At 64.3% G+C, this 15550-nt stretch carries 14 protein-coding genes; 2 read left to right on the top strand and 12 right to left on the bottom strand.

All coding sequences use genetic code 11. The features are described from left to right. Window positions 1-4 precede the first annotated feature (4 nt). The 12 genes from AC07Y9_RS21620 to tssA form a co-directional block, all read right to left on the bottom strand. A complete protein-coding gene (locus AC07Y9_RS21620) occupies window positions 5-2230 on the bottom strand; it encodes a type VI secretion system Vgr family protein (protein ID WP_102680763.1) in 2226 nt (741 codons plus the stop codon). Window positions 2231-2260: 30 nt separating this feature from the next. Further along, window positions 2261-4993 carry a type VI secretion system ATPase TssH gene (tssH, locus tag AC07Y9_RS21615; protein WP_102680764.1) on the bottom strand — a complete coding sequence of 911 codons (2733 nt, stop codon included), beginning with the start codon at window positions 4991-4993 and terminating at the stop codon, window positions 2261-2263. After that, window positions 4986-6020: a type VI secretion system baseplate subunit TssG gene (gene tssG, locus AC07Y9_RS21610; protein WP_062822735.1), complete on the bottom strand. Its 1035-nt coding sequence runs from the start codon at window positions 6018-6020 to the stop codon at window positions 4986-4988. Before tssG ends, tssH begins: the two co-directional genes overlap by 8 nt. Next, on the bottom strand, window positions 6002-7861 hold the full coding sequence (gene tssF, locus AC07Y9_RS21605; RefSeq protein WP_102680765.1) for a type VI secretion system baseplate subunit TssF: 1860 nt from the start codon (window positions 7859-7861) through the stop codon (window positions 6002-6004). The genes tssG and tssF overlap by 19 nt, the downstream gene beginning before the upstream one ends. Continuing rightward, window positions 7858-8373: a type VI secretion system baseplate subunit TssE gene (gene tssE, locus AC07Y9_RS21600; protein WP_007923472.1), complete on the bottom strand. Its 516-nt coding sequence runs from the start codon at window positions 8371-8373 to the stop codon at window positions 7858-7860. The genes tssF and tssE overlap by 4 nt, the downstream gene beginning before the upstream one ends. Then, the gene (locus AC07Y9_RS21595; protein ID WP_007923470.1) at window positions 8361-8489 is read right to left on the bottom strand and encodes a hypothetical protein; all 129 of its coding nucleotides are present in this window, start codon (window positions 8487-8489) and stop codon (window positions 8361-8363) included. The genes tssE and AC07Y9_RS21595 overlap by 13 nt, the downstream gene beginning before the upstream one ends. Window positions 8490-8535: 46 nt before the next feature. Continuing rightward, entirely contained in the window at window positions 8536-8976 is a 441-nt protein-coding gene (locus tag AC07Y9_RS21590) for a hypothetical protein (RefSeq protein WP_085530539.1), read from the bottom strand. Further along, complete coding sequence (locus tag AC07Y9_RS21585) at window positions 8973-9404, bottom strand: type VI secretion system amidase effector protein Tae4 (protein ID WP_037005248.1); 432 nt, start codon at window positions 9402-9404, stop codon at window positions 8973-8975. Before AC07Y9_RS21585 ends, AC07Y9_RS21590 begins: the two co-directional genes overlap by 4 nt. A gap of 75 nt (window positions 9405-9479) precedes the next feature. Then, window positions 9480-9968, bottom strand: a complete 489-nt coding sequence (locus tag AC07Y9_RS21580; RefSeq protein WP_009044340.1) for an Hcp family type VI secretion system effector — start codon at window positions 9966-9968, stop codon at window positions 9480-9482. A 97-nt stretch (window positions 9969-10065) separates the two neighbouring features. Then, window positions 10066-11559 carry a type VI secretion system contractile sheath large subunit gene (gene tssC, locus AC07Y9_RS21575; protein WP_102680766.1) on the bottom strand — a complete coding sequence of 498 codons (1494 nt, stop codon included), beginning with the start codon at window positions 11557-11559 and terminating at the stop codon, window positions 10066-10068. Window positions 11560-11574: 15 nt separating this feature from the next. Then, the gene (gene tssB / locus AC07Y9_RS21570; protein WP_087092181.1) at window positions 11575-12090 is read right to left on the bottom strand and encodes a type VI secretion system contractile sheath small subunit; all 516 of its coding nucleotides are present in this window, start codon (window positions 12088-12090) and stop codon (window positions 11575-11577) included. Between the two features lie 65 nt (window positions 12091-12155). Continuing rightward, window positions 12156-13178, bottom strand: coding sequence for a type VI secretion system protein TssA (gene tssA / locus AC07Y9_RS21565; RefSeq protein ID WP_256580987.1), 1023 nt, complete (start codon window positions 13176-13178; stop codon window positions 12156-12158). A 380-nt stretch (window positions 13179-13558) separates the two neighbouring features. On the opposite strand from tssA, the gene tagH reads away from it, so the two are divergent. Further along, window positions 13559-14971: a type VI secretion system-associated FHA domain protein TagH gene (gene tagH / locus AC07Y9_RS21560; RefSeq protein WP_102680767.1), complete on the top strand. Its 1413-nt coding sequence runs from the start codon at window positions 13559-13561 to the stop codon at window positions 14969-14971. 107 nt (window positions 14972-15078) lie between these two features. After that, window positions 15079-15549: a type VI secretion system lipoprotein TssJ gene (gene tssJ / locus AC07Y9_RS21555; RefSeq protein WP_102680782.1), complete on the top strand. Its 471-nt coding sequence runs from the start codon at window positions 15079-15081 to the stop codon at window positions 15547-15549. The last annotated feature ends 1 nt before the right edge of the window (window position 15550 follow it).

Here is a 15550-nt window from a genome sequence, read left to right as displayed (position 1 = left end):
TGTGCTAGTTCTGCAGGATCTTCTGGCCCTTGACCACCACGTTCCTGTTGGCCTTGATGTTGATGGCGCCGGAGCCGTCGATGGTGATGTCCTTGCCGCGAATCATGATGGTGCCGTCCTTCTTCATGGTGATGCTGGCCGCGCCCGTGGTCAGGGTGATGGAGTCGCCGGCGGTGAGGGAGAAGTTCTTGCCGACGTCCAGGCTGTCGTTCTGCTGGATGTTGGTGGTGCGGTTCTGGGAGACGTCGCGGGATTCGTTCTGGCCGATCTGGGTGCTCTGGTTGCCGTTGATCTCGATACCTTCGTTGCCCTTGACCGTTTCGTTGCGATTGCCGGTGATGTCGATGGTCTCGTTGCCGCCCACGTCCTCGGTGCGGTTGCTGACGATGCTGATGGTTTCGTTGGCACCGACCTTTTCCGTGCGGTCCGCGCCTATGGTGATGGTCTCGTTGTTGCCCACCTTCTCGGTGCGGTTGGCGCCGATGGTGATTTTCTCGTCGCTGCCGACATCCTCGGTGCGGTTCACCCCGATGGAGATGGTCTCGTTATTGCCGACCTTTTCCTTGCGATCGACGCCTATGGTGATGGTTTCGTTGTTATCGACGGTTTCGGTGCGGTCGTGTTTGACGTGCACGGTTTCGTCGTTGTCGATGGTCTTGCTGCGGTCGTGGCCGACCCAGTGGGTCTCGTCGTTCTCGACCTCGATGTCCTGGTTCTTCTCGGCGTGGATGAACAACTGCTCCGCGCCTTTCTTGTCCTCCATGCGGATTTCATTGAAGTTGGCGGGCGAGCCCTCCTTGCTCGAGCGGCTTTTCACCCCGCTCTGGGTGGCATTGGCCGGCAGCTCGTAGGGCACGGTCTGTTCGGCGTTATAGACACGGCCGGTGATGATCGGGCGATCCGGGTCGCCTTCGAGGAAACCGACTATCACTTCCTGGCCGATCCGCGGGATCTGCACCGACCCCCAGTTCTTGCCGGCCCAGGCCTGTGACACGCGCATCCAGCAGGAGCTGTTTTCGTTGGACTGGTCGTGGCGATCCCAATAGAAATGCACCTTGACCCGGCCATACTGGTCGGTCCAGATCTCCTCGCCGGCGGGGCCTACCACCCTGGCGGTCTGCGGTCCGCGGACAATCGGCAGGGGCGTCAGGGGCAGGGGGCGGAAGGCCTGGCTGGCATCCATGCAGTCCAGTTCGCTGGTGAACTGCTCAGCCAGGTCCAGTTGCCCGCTTTCATAAAGCTCCTGGCGGATCTGATAGCGTGCGACCACCACCAGGTATTCGCGATTCTGGTCGGCGCGTTCGTAGCCGGTCAGCTTGAACAGATGCCCGCAGCCCAGGCCTCGCGCACGACCGCGCAACTGCACGCGCTCGTACTGGCTGTGAATGGCCTGGATGCGGGTGCGTGCATAATGCTCGCCATCCTTGCTCTGGACGTATTCGCCCGGGTAGTCGTAGAGCGGATGGTCGCCGTTGCTGTGGCTGCGCGACACGCTGGAGCGCACTTCGAGGCTGGCGCCGGGGCGCTGGAAGTCGTAGTCGTTCAACGCCAGCGAGCCCGGCTGGACTTCCCGCGCCAGTTGCCAGTCGTAGAAGTGGTCGCGCTCGCGCATCTGCTGGTCGGGCGGGTAGAAGGGCACCGAGGCGTAGTCGGCCACCGTCGAGTGGGCGCCGTAGGCGTCGGCCAGCACCAGCACATGACGCGCTTTCTCATGGCGGAAGTAGTAGTAGATGCCTTCCTGCTCCATCAGCCGGCTGATGAAGTCGAAGCTGGTTTCGCGGTATTGCACGCAGTATTCCCACTCGCGGTAACTGCCGCTCAGGTTGTCTTCGAAATCGGAGAAACCGAGGTCGCGGAACACTTGCTTGATGATGTCCGGCACCGTCTTGTTCTGGAAAATCCGGCAGTCCGAGGTGCGCGTGAGCAGCCAGAACCAGGGCCGCAGGCTGACCCGATAACCGGCGAACTGGCCGTGGCCGGTCAGTTGCCGGCAGCCGCAGGCAATGCCATGGAAGTAGCGTTTGCCGCCGCCGTGCAGCTCCAGGGTCAGGCCCATCGGCTTGCCCAGCAACTGGTCGAACTTGATCGCCCGATCTTCGGACGTGAGGTCCAGTTCGTAATGGAACAACCGCCCCAGCTCCTCGCTGCCTTCCATGCCCTGCAGCAGCAGGACCTCGCCACCGAGGGGGCTGTCGACCTGCACCAGGCGGGTGCTTTGCGTGATTGCCATAAACGGCTTCCTCCGGCTCGCGTTCGGGCGTCAGTCGGTCGTCTCGCCAACATGCGGGTCGAATGCGTAATGCAGCGCATTGTCCCGTTGGCTGATGCGTACACCCGCCAGCGGCTTGCCCTCGAGCATGCGGGTGAGAAACTCCCGGCTCATGTCCGGCAACAGGGTATTGGTCAGGATGGCGTCGATCATCCGTCCGCCGCTCTCGATCTCGGTGCAGCGCGAGACGATCAGGTCGACCACGCTGTCGTCGTAGGCGAAGGGCACCTTGTGCCCGCTTTCCACGCGCCGCTTGATCCGTTCCAGTTGCAGGCGGGTGATGGCCTTGAGCATCTCGTCGCTCAGCGGGTAGTAGGGGACGGTCACCAGGCGCCCGAGCAGGGCCGGCGGGAATACCTGGAGCAACGGCTCGCGCAGCGCCTTGGCGATGGCATCGGGATCGGGCAGCCGTTGCGGGTCGCGGCACAGGCTGGCGATCATCTCGGTGCCGGCATTGGTGGTGAGCAGGATCAGGCAGTTCTTGAAATCGATCAGGCGGCCTTCGCCGTCTTCCATCACCCCCTTGTCGAACACCTGGAAGAAGATCTCGTGCACGTCCGGGTGGGCCTTTTCCACCTCGTCCAGCAACACCACGCTGTAGGGTTTGCGCCGCACCGCCTCGGTCAGCACGCCGCCTTCGCCGTAACCGACATAGCCGGGCGGGGCGCCCTTGAGGGTGGAGACGGTGTGCGCCTCCTGGAACTCGCTCATGTTGATGGTGATGATGTTCTGCTCGCCGCCGTACAGGGCCTCGGCCAGGGCCAGGGCGGTTTCGGTCTTGCCCACGCCCGAGGTGCCGGCGAGGAGGAACACGCCAATCGGTTTGCTGGGGTTGTCCAGCCCGGCGCGCGAGGTCTGGATGCGCTTGGCGATCATCGCCAGGGCATGGTCCTGGCCGATGATGCGTTTTTTCATGTGCTCGTCGAGCCTGAGCACGGTGTCGATTTCGTTGCGCGCCATGCGTCCGACCGGGATGCCGGTCCAGTCGGCGACCACCGCGGCGACCGCCTGGTAATCCACGGTGGGCAGGATCAACGGGCTTTCGCCCTGCAAGGTGGCGAGGCGGCTCTGCAGGTCGTTGAGCTTGTCGCGCAATGCCGTGCGTTCGGCTTCAGCCAGCTGTGGCGATGGCGTATCGGCCTCGCTACCGCTGTCGTCCAGCGGTTCGGCGGCGGCGCGCAGGGTGGCGCGGGTCGCCAGCAGTTCATCGACCAGGGCTTTCTCTTCGCTCCAGCGACTCTCCAGGGTCGCCAGGCGTTGGCGTTCCTCGGCGAGGGCCGCCTCGACCTCCTGCTGGCGAGTGCCGATGGCAATGCCAATGGCCTGCTCGCGGCCGATGATCGCCTGCTCGGTGCTCAGCGCCTCGATGCGTCGGCGGCTGTCGTCCACTTGCGCCGGTACCGCATGCAGGCTGATGGCGACCCGCGCGCAGGCGGTGTCGAGCAGGCTCACCGATTTGTCCGGCAGCTGCCGGGCCGGAATATAACGGTGCGACAGCTTGACCGAGGCCTCCAGCGCCTCGTCGAGGATCTGCACCTTGTGGTGCTGCTCCATGGTCGAGGCGACGCCGCGCATCATCAGGATCGCCTTGGCCTCGGACGGCTCGTCGACCTGCACCACCTGGAAGCGCCGGGTCAGGGCCGGGTCCTTCTCGATGTGCTTTTTGTATTCGGCCCAGGTGGTTGCCGCCACGGTGCGCAGGGTGCCACGGGCCAGGGCCGGTTTGAGCAGGTTGGCGGCATCGCCGGTACCGGCCGCGCCGCCGGCTCCGACCAGGGTATGGGCCTCGTCGATAAACAGAATGATCGGCTTGGGCGAGGCCTGCACATCCTCGATGACCTGGCGCAGGCGCTGTTCGAATTCGCCCTTCATGCTCGCGCCGGCTTGCAGCAGGCCGACGTCCAGGGTGCGCAGTTCGACGTCCTTGAGGCTCGGCGGCACGTCGCCGGCGACGATACGCAGGGCGAAGCCCTCGACCACCGCGGTCTTGCCGACCCCGGCTTCGCCGGTGAGGATGGGGTTGTTCTGCCGGCGGCGCATGAGGATGTCGACCAGTTGGCGAATCTCCTCGTCGCGCCCGACTATGGGGTCGAGCTTGCCGCTGCGGGCCTGTTCGGTGAGGTCCACAGTAAAGCGCTTGAGCGCCTCCTGCTTGCCCAGCGCGCTGGGCGCGCTGGGCGCCAGGGCGCCGCTCGCTTCGCCCGGCGCGGCGGTGGCGTTGAAACCGTCGCTGGCGGCCAGGCCATTTTCCGGCGAATCGCCGAGGTACTCGTCGAAGCGCTCGATCAGGTGCTCCACCTTGATCTTCTCGAACTCGCGGGAGATGGCCGAGAGGGCGTGGCGCAGGCTCGGAGTCTTGAGCATGCCGACGACCAGGTAGGCGCTGCGCACCTGGCTCTCGCCGAACAGCAAACTGCCATAGACCCAGCCGCGCTCCGCGGCTTCCTCGACCTGCAAGGACAAGTCGGTGATCGAGGTCGAGCCGCGCGGCAGGCGGTCCAGGGCGTCGGTGATATCCCTGGACAGGCGCGCCGGGTCGAGGCTGAACTGGCGGACCAGGCGGTGCAGGTCAGAGTCCTGCAATTGCAGGAGCTGATGCAGCCAATGCACCAGCTCCACATAGGGGTTGCCGCGCAGTTTGCAGAACACGGTGGCGGCTTCGATGGCCTTGTAGGCCGGGCTGTTCAACTTGCCGAACAGCGCGGCGCGGCTGATCTCACTCATGATCGCTGCTCCTTGAAGGGGTGGTATGGCTGGCGTATTCGCGGGCCAGCAGCAGGTCGCCGGCATCCGTCGACGGGCTGCCGAGCCAGGTGTCGAAGCCCAGGCGGGTCTGGCCGTCGAGATCGATGCGCGGCACTTCCTGGTGCCGCAGCAGCAGATTGACTTCCCAATCCAGCTCTTCGCCCTGGTACTCGGCGACCCAGGCGGCCAGTTCGCCGAAGCTTTCCTGGCCGGGCAGCAGGCGGCGGTATTGCTCCAGGCTCAAGGGCCCCAGGCGGATGCGGAATTTATGCTGGCGATCCCAGACGTGGGTGCCCAGGCTCAGGTCGCTGCCGAGCGAGCAGAGCGCCACGCCCAGCTGGCTGCGCTGCGGCAGCTCCAGCCACTGGCCGACGTATTCCTCGATGCTCACCGGCACGCCGAAATAGTCTTCCAGGATCGCGCGCAGGCCGTCCGGGTAGCGGGTTTGCGCCGCCAGGTGGCCGGTGAAGTGGTAGCGCGCCGAGTCGGCGATCGGGCCCTGGCCGAGCAGGCTGGTCATGCCCCGCCCGGACAGCGCGGCCAGGCGCATCGACCAGTAGTCGTGGGCGGGGCGGTCATGGCTGACGGTCGGCCGCGCTTCGGCCCAGGCGCGGTAGAACAGGCATAACAGGCGGTGATTGAACACATCGAGAAAGCGCGTGAAGCTGGCGTCGTCGTTGTTGCGCTGGCGATCGCGGGCGTATTCGGTCAGGTGCAGCGGCAGCGGGCCATTGGGCCCGGTGAGGCCGAAGAACAACTGCTCGATGCGCGGCGCGGCGCCCTCGGGGCCGGTCTCGATGCTGGCCAGGGTCGAGGGGGCGAAGCCGCAGTCGGGTTTCTGCCCCAGGCGCAGCGGGTCGTCGTGCAAGCGCAGGGAATGGCCGATGCGCGGCCGGTCGCTGGCCTCGCACTCGATGCGCCGTAGCGCCTGGAAGAAGTCGTAGGCCCAGGGCTCGTCGGCCATCCGCTCGATGCTGTGCAGCGGTTTCAGAGGTTCGGTCGACATCCGGGGTGCGCCTGCCATCGCATGATTTCGCCGCGCTCGGTGGTGCGCAGTACGGTTTCGGTGAAGCTGTTGATCGACACGTAACGGGCCAGGAAGCGCTCGAACACCGCGCCCAGCAGGTACACGCCGGTGCCGCGGAAGGCGTTTTCGTCGAACTCCAGGCTGATCTCCAGGCCACGGCCAAACACGATCGGTCCCGGCATCGGCAACCGGCGGGTGCAGGGCGTGCTGCGCACCTGGCGCAGGCCCTCGATTTGCAACTGCAGCGCCGCATCGCCGGGGTCGCCGTACAGGCGCAGCAGTTCGCGCAGCGCCGCGGCCCCCTGGCCCTGTTCGCTCAGCGACAGGTAGTTCAGCGACAGTTGGCTGATCAGCCGCCAGGCGCTGGCATCGTGCGCGCGGCTCGGCCGCGGCCGGCTTGGCCCGGCCAGGCAGCGCACGGCCAGCACCGGGGCGCTGTCTTCCAGGGTGAAATCGCTTTTGCCGGTACCCACCGGCATCAGCAGCGGCAGGTCGCGGTTGGTGCACAGGGCGCTGAGGCCGAGCTGGCGCAAGTCGTGGCGATAGGGCGCCTGGTTGACATCCACCAGCGAGACGAAGGTTTCGCTGCCGATATAGGTCGAGCGTGGCCCGCGTCGCCGTTGCTGGCTGGACAAGCGGCGCGGCTCGCGGCGGACGATGTAGTAGGCCTGCTCGCGGCCATAACGCAGCGGATCGCGGATCGCGTAGAACGGCTGGAACGGCTGCTCGGGGCCGCTGCCATGGCCGGTGACCTGGGTCAGGGAATGGATCTCGAAATCCAGCGGCCGGGTGCGGTCGGCGATCACTTGGTGCTCATGCACCCGCTCGCTCAGGTGAATGCGATCGGTGCGGCGTGCAAACAGGTTCACCGCCGGGGTGCAGAAGGGCACGAACTGGGTCGCCGACACCGTGCCTTCCAGGGTGCTGTCGAGGCGATCGAACAGCACCACCACCTCCAGTTCCTGGCTGGCGCAGCGCTGCACACCGGCGCTCAGCCCGGTGAAGTCGACGAACAAAAAACGATTGGGCAGGGCGAAATATTCCTGCAGCAGGCGATACCCCTGGAAGGCCCGGGGCACCACCGGCAGCACCGCGTCCTGATCGTCGAAGCCGCGCGCCTTGAGGCTCTCCAGAGGCAAGCGCTCGGCCCAGTCGCCATCGACGCTCTTGATAAACACCGCGCAGGCGTTGCCGAGCAGTTGCTCGTACAAGCGGAAAGGTTGCTCGTCGGCGCCGTTGAGGTAGAGCGGCAGGCTGTCCAGCGCCAGGGCGTTGAACGGCAACCCGGCGCCGCAGCGCAGGCGCAGGCGCAACCCGGCCTTGGCCTTGGGTTCGCTGGCGGCCAGTCGGCCGAGGGTCGCGGCCGGGTTGCCGAAGTATTCGGCATGGCTGACCTGCAACGGCCACAGCGTCACGGCATGGGCGCTGCGGTATTCGCAGGCGGTCTGCTCGCCATGGCCCAGTTGGCCGCGCAGGGCGGCGTGGCGTTCGACCGTGAAGCCGCTGGTCAGCGAGCCCTCGTTGGGGTCGGCGACCAGCTGGACCACCACCACCGAAGGCGTTGGCGCCAGGTAATGGGGGTAGGCGACTTCCAGCAGATTGTGGGTGAAGGTCGGGTATTCGGCGTCCAGCTTCAGGTGGACCCGCGCGCTCAGGTAGGCGAAGCCCTCCAGCAGACGCTCGACATAGGGGTCGGCGCATTCGATGTCGGACAGGGTCAGGCGGCTGGCAATCTTGGGGAACTCCTGGGCGAACTCGGCGGCGCTCTCGCGGATATGCTGCAGCTCCTGGTTGTAATACTCGAGCATGCGCGGGTTCATCGGCGTCTCCTGACGGGCTCGGCCGGCGTCACCTTGACGTGTCCGGTTTCCAGGTCGAGGGCGGTGCTGAGCAGCAAGCGCAGGGGCACCGGCTCGGCCCACAGATCGCCCTCGATCTCGAAGCTCAGGGCGTTGTGGCTCATGTCATTGCCGTCGAGTTGCGCGCGAACCTTCAACGAGCCTTTGAGGATGCGCGGCTCAAAGGCGGCGATGGTGTCGCTGAACAAGGCTTCGATGGCCTGTACATCGACACTCGAGGCGGTATGTCCGGCCAGGGGCGGCAGGCCGAAATTCAGCACCGAGTTGCCCGCCGGCATCTGCGCAGCCTGCTCCGGATCGAACAGCACGCAGGTGTTGAACAGCCAGGCCAGATCGCGCAGCACACAAGCTTTCAGTTGGGACATCGACATGACGCGGCGCTCGGCAGCTTCTTTCGGGTTGTGCGGGTCGTCGTCGGTCAGGCGATCGAGCAACGAGGGTTGCAGGCGTTCTTGCAGGGTCAGCTCGGCCATCTTCGGTTATCCCTGTCGGTGAAGCTGAGGCTGTGCCGTTCGAACAGCCCGGTTTCGCCGTTGTCGGTGGTCAACGGGCGCTGGCCGACGGCGTGCACCGGCTCCTCGGCGTTCATCGCCATCTCCTGGTTCGCAGGCTTCGCGCCGAGCCCTGGCGTGCGTTCAAACGTCGGGTTCGAACAAGCCGATAAACATTTTCTCATCCCACTGGAAGGGCGGGCAGGCCGTCACCCGGCTCACCGCCGACGAGGCTTCCAAACCCTGCCCGGTACTGCGTATCGCCTGGATCTCGGTGCGGCAATCCCGGCTGGGTGAGGGCAGTTGCTCGCTGCTTTCCACCAATATCACCTGGCGTGTCCCCACCTGCTTGGTGCGCAGCGTGCCGCTGGGGTCACGGTGGAACTGGCAAGGCCATTTCAGGCTCAGGTCGATGCCGGGTTGCTGCGGGACCAGCACACGACAGTTGCCATTGCGCTCTTCCAGCAGCAGGTCCCGGGCCAGGAAGCGCGCCTGGGTGGCGCTATCGGCCGGGTTCTGCGCACAGGCGGGCAACATCAAACCCGCCAGGCCCGCGACGATAAGGCGAAGCAGGCGCTGACTCATGACAGCTCCCAGAACCACACCTGGGCGGAGTGGTTGGCCGGGTCGTCGTAGGTCTTGGTGAAACCGCGGCTCCACAGATCGATATGGTCGCCGGCCGCGCGACTCTCGCCACTGCGGGTAAAGCAATCCTTGAAAAAAATGATCCCGTTCTTCTCATTGAGCTGCAGCTTGGCCTTGGCCGCATCGGTGAAAATGCTGGGTCGGCCCAGATGCTGGCGCCACAGCCAGTTCGCCAGCGACTCGGCACCGCGGGCGTGGCCGTGGCTGCAGCGCGGTTCCGAATAGGTGTGGCCATCCACGAGGATGCTTCGCTCGGCGTTGAGCGTAATGCTCAGGCGGATCGCGCATTGATTTTCCCAACCGCCATCGCAAGGCTGGCTTTCAGCCGGATAGTTGTTCCACAGATTGATGAACGCGGGTCTGGCCATCATCGAACCTCCTGTTGCGCCGTGGCCCCTGGTACAAGCCGAGCACCCTGCGGCAGGGCTGCAGGGTGGCTGGCGTCACACCTTGACGTTTTGGCGGATATTCCAGCCGTACTTGACCGGGCCGCCGTCCTTGGAACCGTCCTGCTTCTGCGGTTGGTAGTCGACCAGCACCTGGCCGAAATTCAGCGCGATGTTTTCGGTCAGGCGATCCGCGCCGCCGCTGCCGCCGGTGCCGATCGAGGACACCAGGACCTCCTTGAGGGTGATGGTCAGGTACTCGACCGGATCGTCGCCGCCGGCCTTGCGCACCGTCAGCTTGGCCTCGTCGTAATGCTTGCCGCTGGAGCAGGCCATCATCAGGTTGGGGGAGGATTTATCCACCCACTTGGTCAACGTCAGGTCGTGGATATTGACCTTGCCGGCACCGCCGCCACCGCCCACATGCATGTTGCCGGACTGGGCCATGGCCCAGCTCCAGGAGAGCACGTCGATCTCCTCCTTGTGGTTCTTGTCCTGGGACTCGCCCTTGACGTCGCCGATCTTGATAAACATATCAACAGCCATCATGCCTCCTTAAGTGGTTTGCACCACTGTGTGCCAGTGATTCGCCACGCTGCGTCGCAGGGCACCCGCCACCACGGCGAATGCCTCCTGAGATGAATCAAACCGCCTTGGCGGATGGAAGTTTGGATACCAGCCGCAGCGATACCGTGAGCCCTTCGAGTTGGTAGTGCGGGCGCAGGTAGAACTTGGAGCTGTAGTAACCGGGGTTGCCCTCGATCTCCTCGACCACCACCTCCGCCGCGGCCAAGGGGTGCTGCGCCTTGGTGGTTTCGGTGGAGTGGGCCGGGTCGCCGTCCACGTAATTGAGAATCCAGTTCTGCAGCCAGCGCTGCATGTCGTCCTTTTCCTTGAACGAGCCGATCTTGTCGCGAACGATGCACTTCAGGTAATGGGCGAAGCGGCAGGTGGCGAACAGGTAGGGCAGGCGCGCCGCCAGGTTGGCGTTGGCGGTGGCGTCGGGGTCGTCATACTCGGCCGGCTTCTGCAGCGACTGGGCGCCGATGAAGGCGGCGAGGTCGGTGTTCTTCTTGTGCAGCAGCGGCATGAAACCGTTCTTCGCCAGCTCCGCCTCGCGCCGATCGGCGATGGCGATTTCGGTCGGGCACTTCATGTCCACCCCACCGTCGTCGGTCGGGAAGGTGTGCGTCGGCAGGTTCGGCACCTCGCCGCCGGACTCCACGCCGCGAATCCGCGAGCACCAGCCATAGAGCTTGAACGAGCGGTTGATGTTCGCCGCCATGGCATAGGCCGAGTTGGCCCAGGTGTACTTGGAACTGTCGGCGCCGTTGGTTTCCTCTTCGAAGGCGAAGGCGTCCACCGGGTCGGTCTTGGCGCCGTAGGGCAGGCGGGCGAGGAAACGCGGCATGGTCAGGCCGATGTAGCGCGAATCCTCGGAGTCGCGCAGCGAACGCCAGGCAGCGTATTCCGGCGTGGTGAAGATCTTGGTCAGGTCGCGTGGGTTGGACAGCTCCTGCCAGGAGCCCATGCCCATCACCGTCGGCGAGGCCGCGCTGATGAAGGGCGCATGCATCGCCGCGCAGACCTTGGCCAGCTCGCCGAGCAGCTCGACGTCCGGCGACGACTGGTCGAAGTAGTAATCGCCCACCAGGCAGCCGAACGGCTCGCCGCCGAACTGGCCGTATTCCTCTTCGTACATTTTCTTGAAGATCGGGCTCTGGTCCCAGGCGGTGCCCTTGAACTTCTTCAGGGTCTTGTGCAGGTCGCCCTTGGCGATGCTCATCACGCGGATCTTCAGCTGCTCGTCGGTTTCCGTGTTGTTGACCAGGTAGCTCAAGCCGCGCCAGGCGCTTTCCAGTTGCTGGAAGTCGGCGTGATGCATGATCAGGTTGACCTGCGCGGTGAGCTTGGCATCGATCGCGGCGATGATCGATTCGATGGATTTGATCGCGTCGTTGGAGATCAGCTCGGTCTTGCTCAGGGCCTGTTCGGCCAGGGTGCGCACGGCGCTTTCCACCGCCTCGCGGGCGTGCTCGGTCTTGGGTTTGAACTCTTGCAGGAGCAAGGCGGCGAAGTCGCTCGGTGCGGTCGCGGCGTCTGCCTGGGCCTGCGGGTCTTTCATCAAGTCGGCCATGGTCTGCGTCCTCTGTCAGGCTTGCGGCTCGGGTTCGGTCGGTTTCGGCGCACTGGCCAACGCCTGCAACAGCGCCGGGTCCTTGATCACCTTCATGATCATGTCCTCGGCGCCGGTCTTGCCGTCCATGTAGGTCAGCAAATTGGCCAGCTGGGTGCGGGCCTCGAGCAGTTGGTTGAGGGCATCGACCTTGCGCGCCACCGCGGCAGGGCTGAAGTCGTCCATGCTCTCGAACGTGATGTCCAGGCTCAGGTTGCCTTCCCCGGTCAGGGCATTGGGCACGTTGAACGCCACCCGCGGTTTCATCGCCTTGAGCCGCGAGTCGAAGTTGTCGACATCGATCTCCAGGAACTTGCGGTCGGCCACCGCCGGCAGCGGCTCGGCAGGCTTGCCGACAAGGTCGGCCATCACCCCCATGACGAAGGGCAACTGCACCTTCTTCTCCGCACCGTAAAGCTCTACGTCGTACTCGATCTGCACCCGGGGAGCACGGTTACGGGCGATGAATTTCTGGCTGCTGGTGTTAGCCATTTTTCCTCCTGCGCTGCCTATGCGGCTGTGTTGGATTGGCGTCGGTTAAAGCGTTTTCACTCGGACTATTCACCCTCGGGCCCGCGCAATTTTTCGAACTGGGAAAAGCCGTCCGGAATCAGGTTGCTCACGATGGTGGCGAAATCGGCGCTGACCAGTTTCTTGGCGCGGCTCAGGAGCACCGGTACGGGGCTTGAGGGCTCGTGCCTGGCGTAATAACCGAGGATCCGGTCAAGGCTGCGCAGCACATCGTCACGGCTGCCGATCTCGCCGGCGATGCGCGGCGCGGCGGCGCCGGGGGCCGAGGACATGGCGGCATCGACAGGCTCGCCGGCCTGCGCGACAGCGCCGGGAGCGTCCGACCGAGGGGCGTGCTCGGCGATGATTTGCACGGCATGCCGAAGCAGTTGCTTGATCGTGCCCAGGTCCGCGCCGTGGGTGGAGCCGACCCGTTCGTTGACCTCACGCTCTATGGTCAACAGCGTGCCATGGGCATCGTTCAGGGCGGCGCGGCAGGCCTCGAGCTGTTCGCCCGCGCAGTCCTGAAAGGCCGCGCCGAGCTGGTCCGGGCTGAGGCTTTCACTGGCGAAGCGCTGCAAGCCCGCGGCATTCAGCGCGGCCCGCAGGCCGACGCTGCCAAATGCCCGCGAGCTGATCAGCGGCATGCCCCAGAGCAGGCGAATGACCGGCTCGGCGTTGAGGCCGGCGAGAGCGTTGATCCGAAAGGTGGGGTCATTGTTATCTTCTGCATCCAGCTTGGGATGCAGGTCGTCCCAATACTGCGCGAGCAACTGCTGGATCAGCTGTAACCCTTGCACCAGGCCGGGCAAGCCGTGCAGGGCAATGGCGCTTTGCAGGAAGTAGTTGGCGATGCGCAGGTCTTTGCTGCGCGTGAACAGCTCGACGCAGAGGTCGCGGACCTGGCGCCATTCCGGCGGTGCGGCGGGTAACACGGCATCGCCCATCTGCCGTTCGGGTTGGCCTTGCGCCGCGCGTTCAAGCTCGAGAAAGGCGGCGTCGTACTCGAGGTCGCCGCCACAGGGGGAGTCGGGGGAAATGCTTTCCAACAAGCGCTGTACATCCACCACGGACGTGATCTCCATATCGGCCCGACAATCGGCGCCCGGTCAGGGTGAGCGCACGACTAAATCCCTTTTCCTGCGGATGAGTGTTCTATCCAGAGCCACTGTTTGGCGTCATTTCTAAATTCAACAATTGACCTGAAGTTTTAGCCCAGTTCAATTGTTGTCAAGAAACTCTCCGACCAGTGGGGAACACTGTGATGTTTGAAGATAGGTGGTCGGCGGTGGTTTTTTTAGTTTCTTTTGTTATAGGGCTTATTTGAAAAAAGCGAATATAAGCGCAGGAACTTTGAGGGCACGGAAATCTTTTAGGGGGCTATACTCGCTTTGCACTCGCTGGCATGCCCGAGCTGTTGTTATTGAGCAATACCGTACAAGGAGTTCCAATGCCGCTGCGTTTGACAATCACCAGTTATCACAAGCTGACCCCCGGCCAACGCGCGGAGTTCGAGCTTGATCGCGGTGAGCTGAAAATCGGTCGCAACCCCGAGAACGACTGGGTACTTCCAGACCCGGAGCGCCTGGTGTCCGGCCAGCATTGCGTCATTCAACTGCGTGACGGCACCTACTACCTGACCGACACCAGCACCAATGGCGTACAGCTGGTGAATGCCGGCGTGCGCATGCACCGCGGCAACAGCGAACCCTTGCGCGACGGCGAACTGCTGCGCGTCGGCGAGTACGACATCCTGGTGCAGATCAACGGCGCCCCGCAGATCGCCAACGGCGCGCCCGGGATGAGCGATCCCTTTACCGGCTTCGATGCGCTGATCAAGCGCCAGGCGCCCGGCGAGATGCCCGGCGCAGCGGCGGCGCCCCCCGCCAGGGTGCAGATCCACGCGGGCGGTTCGCCCCTGGACACCAAGCCCGACCTGTTCGATTTTCTCGCGTCCCCGGCAGTGCCCCCAGCGGCCCTGGCCGACCACGTGCCGCCCGAACGCCATGATTTTCGCCCGCCTGAGCCACAACGCCCGAGTGCCCCTGCGGCCAGCGAAACCGGCGCGGCACCGGCGATTCCGGCGGATTGGGACCCTTTCACCGAACTGCGGGCGGGCCCGGCGCCGGTGACGCCGGCCACTGTGCAAGCCACCGCGCAGGCCCAGCCGCAACCATTGCCAGCGGTATCGGAGAATATTGCCGGCAGCGCACCCGAACCGGCCGTGCAACGGGCCGCGGTTGCGCCTCCGGCGCCGGCAAGCGGGGGCGACAATGGGGAGGTGCTGGAAGCCTTTCTCAGGGGGGCGGGGCTCGAGCCATTGCGTATCGACAGAGGCGAAACCCGCGCGCAAATGGAGGCCATCGGCCGCAGCTACCGGCATATGGTCGAGGGGTTGATCGAGGTGCTGCGCGCCCGTGCCAGCCTCAAGGGTGAGTTCCGCATGGCCCAGACCATGATCCGCCCGGTGGAGAACAACCCCCTCAAATTCGCCCCCAATGTCGATGAGGCACTGCTGTTATTGCTGCGTTCCGGCAACCAGGCCTTCATGCCGGCCGACCAGGCGATCAAGGAAAGCTTCGACGACCTGAAAGCCCATCAACTGGCCGTCATGGCGGGCGTACAAGCCTCGATCCAACACCTGCTCAAGCGTTTTCAGCCCGCGGTATTGGAAGCGCGTTTAAGTCAACCTTCGGCTATTGGCGCTTTGCTACCCGGTAGACGTCAAGCGCAATACTGGGAGTTGTTCACGGAACTCTATGCGAGCATTTCCAGGGAGGCCGAAGATGATTTCGAGGATTTGTTCGGGCGCGAATTCAGTCGTGCCTATGAGGAACAAAATACCAAGTTGCGAAAAGGCTGAGCGCCATCGGTTAGTTGGATAAAGGCTAATGGCTATTAAATAGTGAGTTGATCTTGTTTGGCGATCGGTAGTTTCGATTTGGAATAATAAACGTCATGGAGGACGACATGCCAAAGTTCTTGTTGTTCGCAACAGTACTACTGCTGACGGCCTGTGCTTCGAGTCCGCCGCCGCCCGCTGCGCCTACTGTCGTTGTCATGCATATCCAGGCTGCTGCCGATCTGAATCTTTCGGCGGGCGGCCAGGCGACGCCGGTGCGGGTGCGTTTGTATGAGTTGAAGAGCGGTGGAGCTTTCAGCCGCGCCGACTATTTCTCCCTGGTGAATGCCACCGGCGCGACCTTGTCCGCGGACCTGGTGGCGCAGGACGAATTGCTCATCCAGCCGGGGCAACGGCTGACCCTGGAGCGCACGCTCGACGAGCAGAGCCGTTTGCTCGGCCTGGTGGTGTCCTACCGTGAATTGGACAGCGCCGTGTGGCGCCAGATGGTCAGTATCCCGAGCCATGCAACCACGCCATTGACGGTTTCCCTGAAGGCCAGGGCGATCAGCGCGGCCGCCACGAAACCTGCGAATTAGT

This window comes from Pseudomonas sp. GW456-L12, from assembly GCF_059424045.1.
The sequence above is the reverse complement of the archived record's forward strand: the minus strand, read 5'-3'. Positions and strand labels throughout refer to the sequence as shown.

What these genes read in the sequence shown, in the direction of transcription:
- tssB (WP_087092181.1), bottom strand. Translation starts at nt 12,090, where the DNA reads ATGGCTAACACCAGCAGCCAGAAATTCATCGCCCGTAACCGTGCTCCC.
- AC07Y9_RS21585 (WP_037005248.1), bottom strand. Translation starts at nt 9,404, where the DNA reads ATGGCCAGACCCGCGTTCATCAATCTGTGGAACAACTATCCGGCTGAA.
- tssJ (WP_102680782.1), top strand. Translation starts at nt 15,079, where the DNA reads ATGCCAAAGTTCTTGTTGTTCGCAACAGTACTACTGCTGACGGCCTGT.
- AC07Y9_RS21595 (WP_007923470.1), bottom strand. Translation starts at nt 8,489, where the DNA reads ATGAACGCCGAGGAGCCGGTGCACGCCGTCGGCCAGCGCCCGTTGACC.
- tssF (WP_102680765.1), bottom strand. Translation starts at nt 7,861, where the DNA reads ATGAACCCGCGCATGCTCGAGTATTACAACCAGGAGCTGCAGCATATC.
- AC07Y9_RS21580 (WP_009044340.1), bottom strand. Translation starts at nt 9,968, where the DNA reads ATGGCTGTTGATATGTTTATCAAGATCGGCGACGTCAAGGGCGAGTCC.
- tssC (WP_102680766.1), bottom strand. Translation starts at nt 11,559, where the DNA reads ATGGCCGACTTGATGAAAGACCCGCAGGCCCAGGCAGACGCCGCGACC.
- AC07Y9_RS21590 (WP_085530539.1), bottom strand. Translation starts at nt 8,976, where the DNA reads ATGAGTCAGCGCCTGCTTCGCCTTATCGTCGCGGGCCTGGCGGGTTTG.
- tssH (WP_102680764.1), bottom strand. Translation starts at nt 4,993, where the DNA reads ATGAGTGAGATCAGCCGCGCCGCGCTGTTCGGCAAGTTGAACAGCCCG.
- tssE (WP_007923472.1), bottom strand. Translation starts at nt 8,373, where the DNA reads ATGGCCGAGCTGACCCTGCAAGAACGCCTGCAACCCTCGTTGCTCGAT.
- AC07Y9_RS21620 (WP_102680763.1), bottom strand. Translation starts at nt 2,230, where the DNA reads ATGGCAATCACGCAAAGCACCCGCCTGGTGCAGGTCGACAGCCCCCTC.
- tssG (WP_062822735.1), bottom strand. Translation starts at nt 6,020, where the DNA reads ATGTCGACCGAACCTCTGAAACCGCTGCACAGCATCGAGCGGATGGCC.
- tagH (WP_102680767.1), top strand. Translation starts at nt 13,559, where the DNA reads ATGCCGCTGCGTTTGACAATCACCAGTTATCACAAGCTGACCCCCGGC.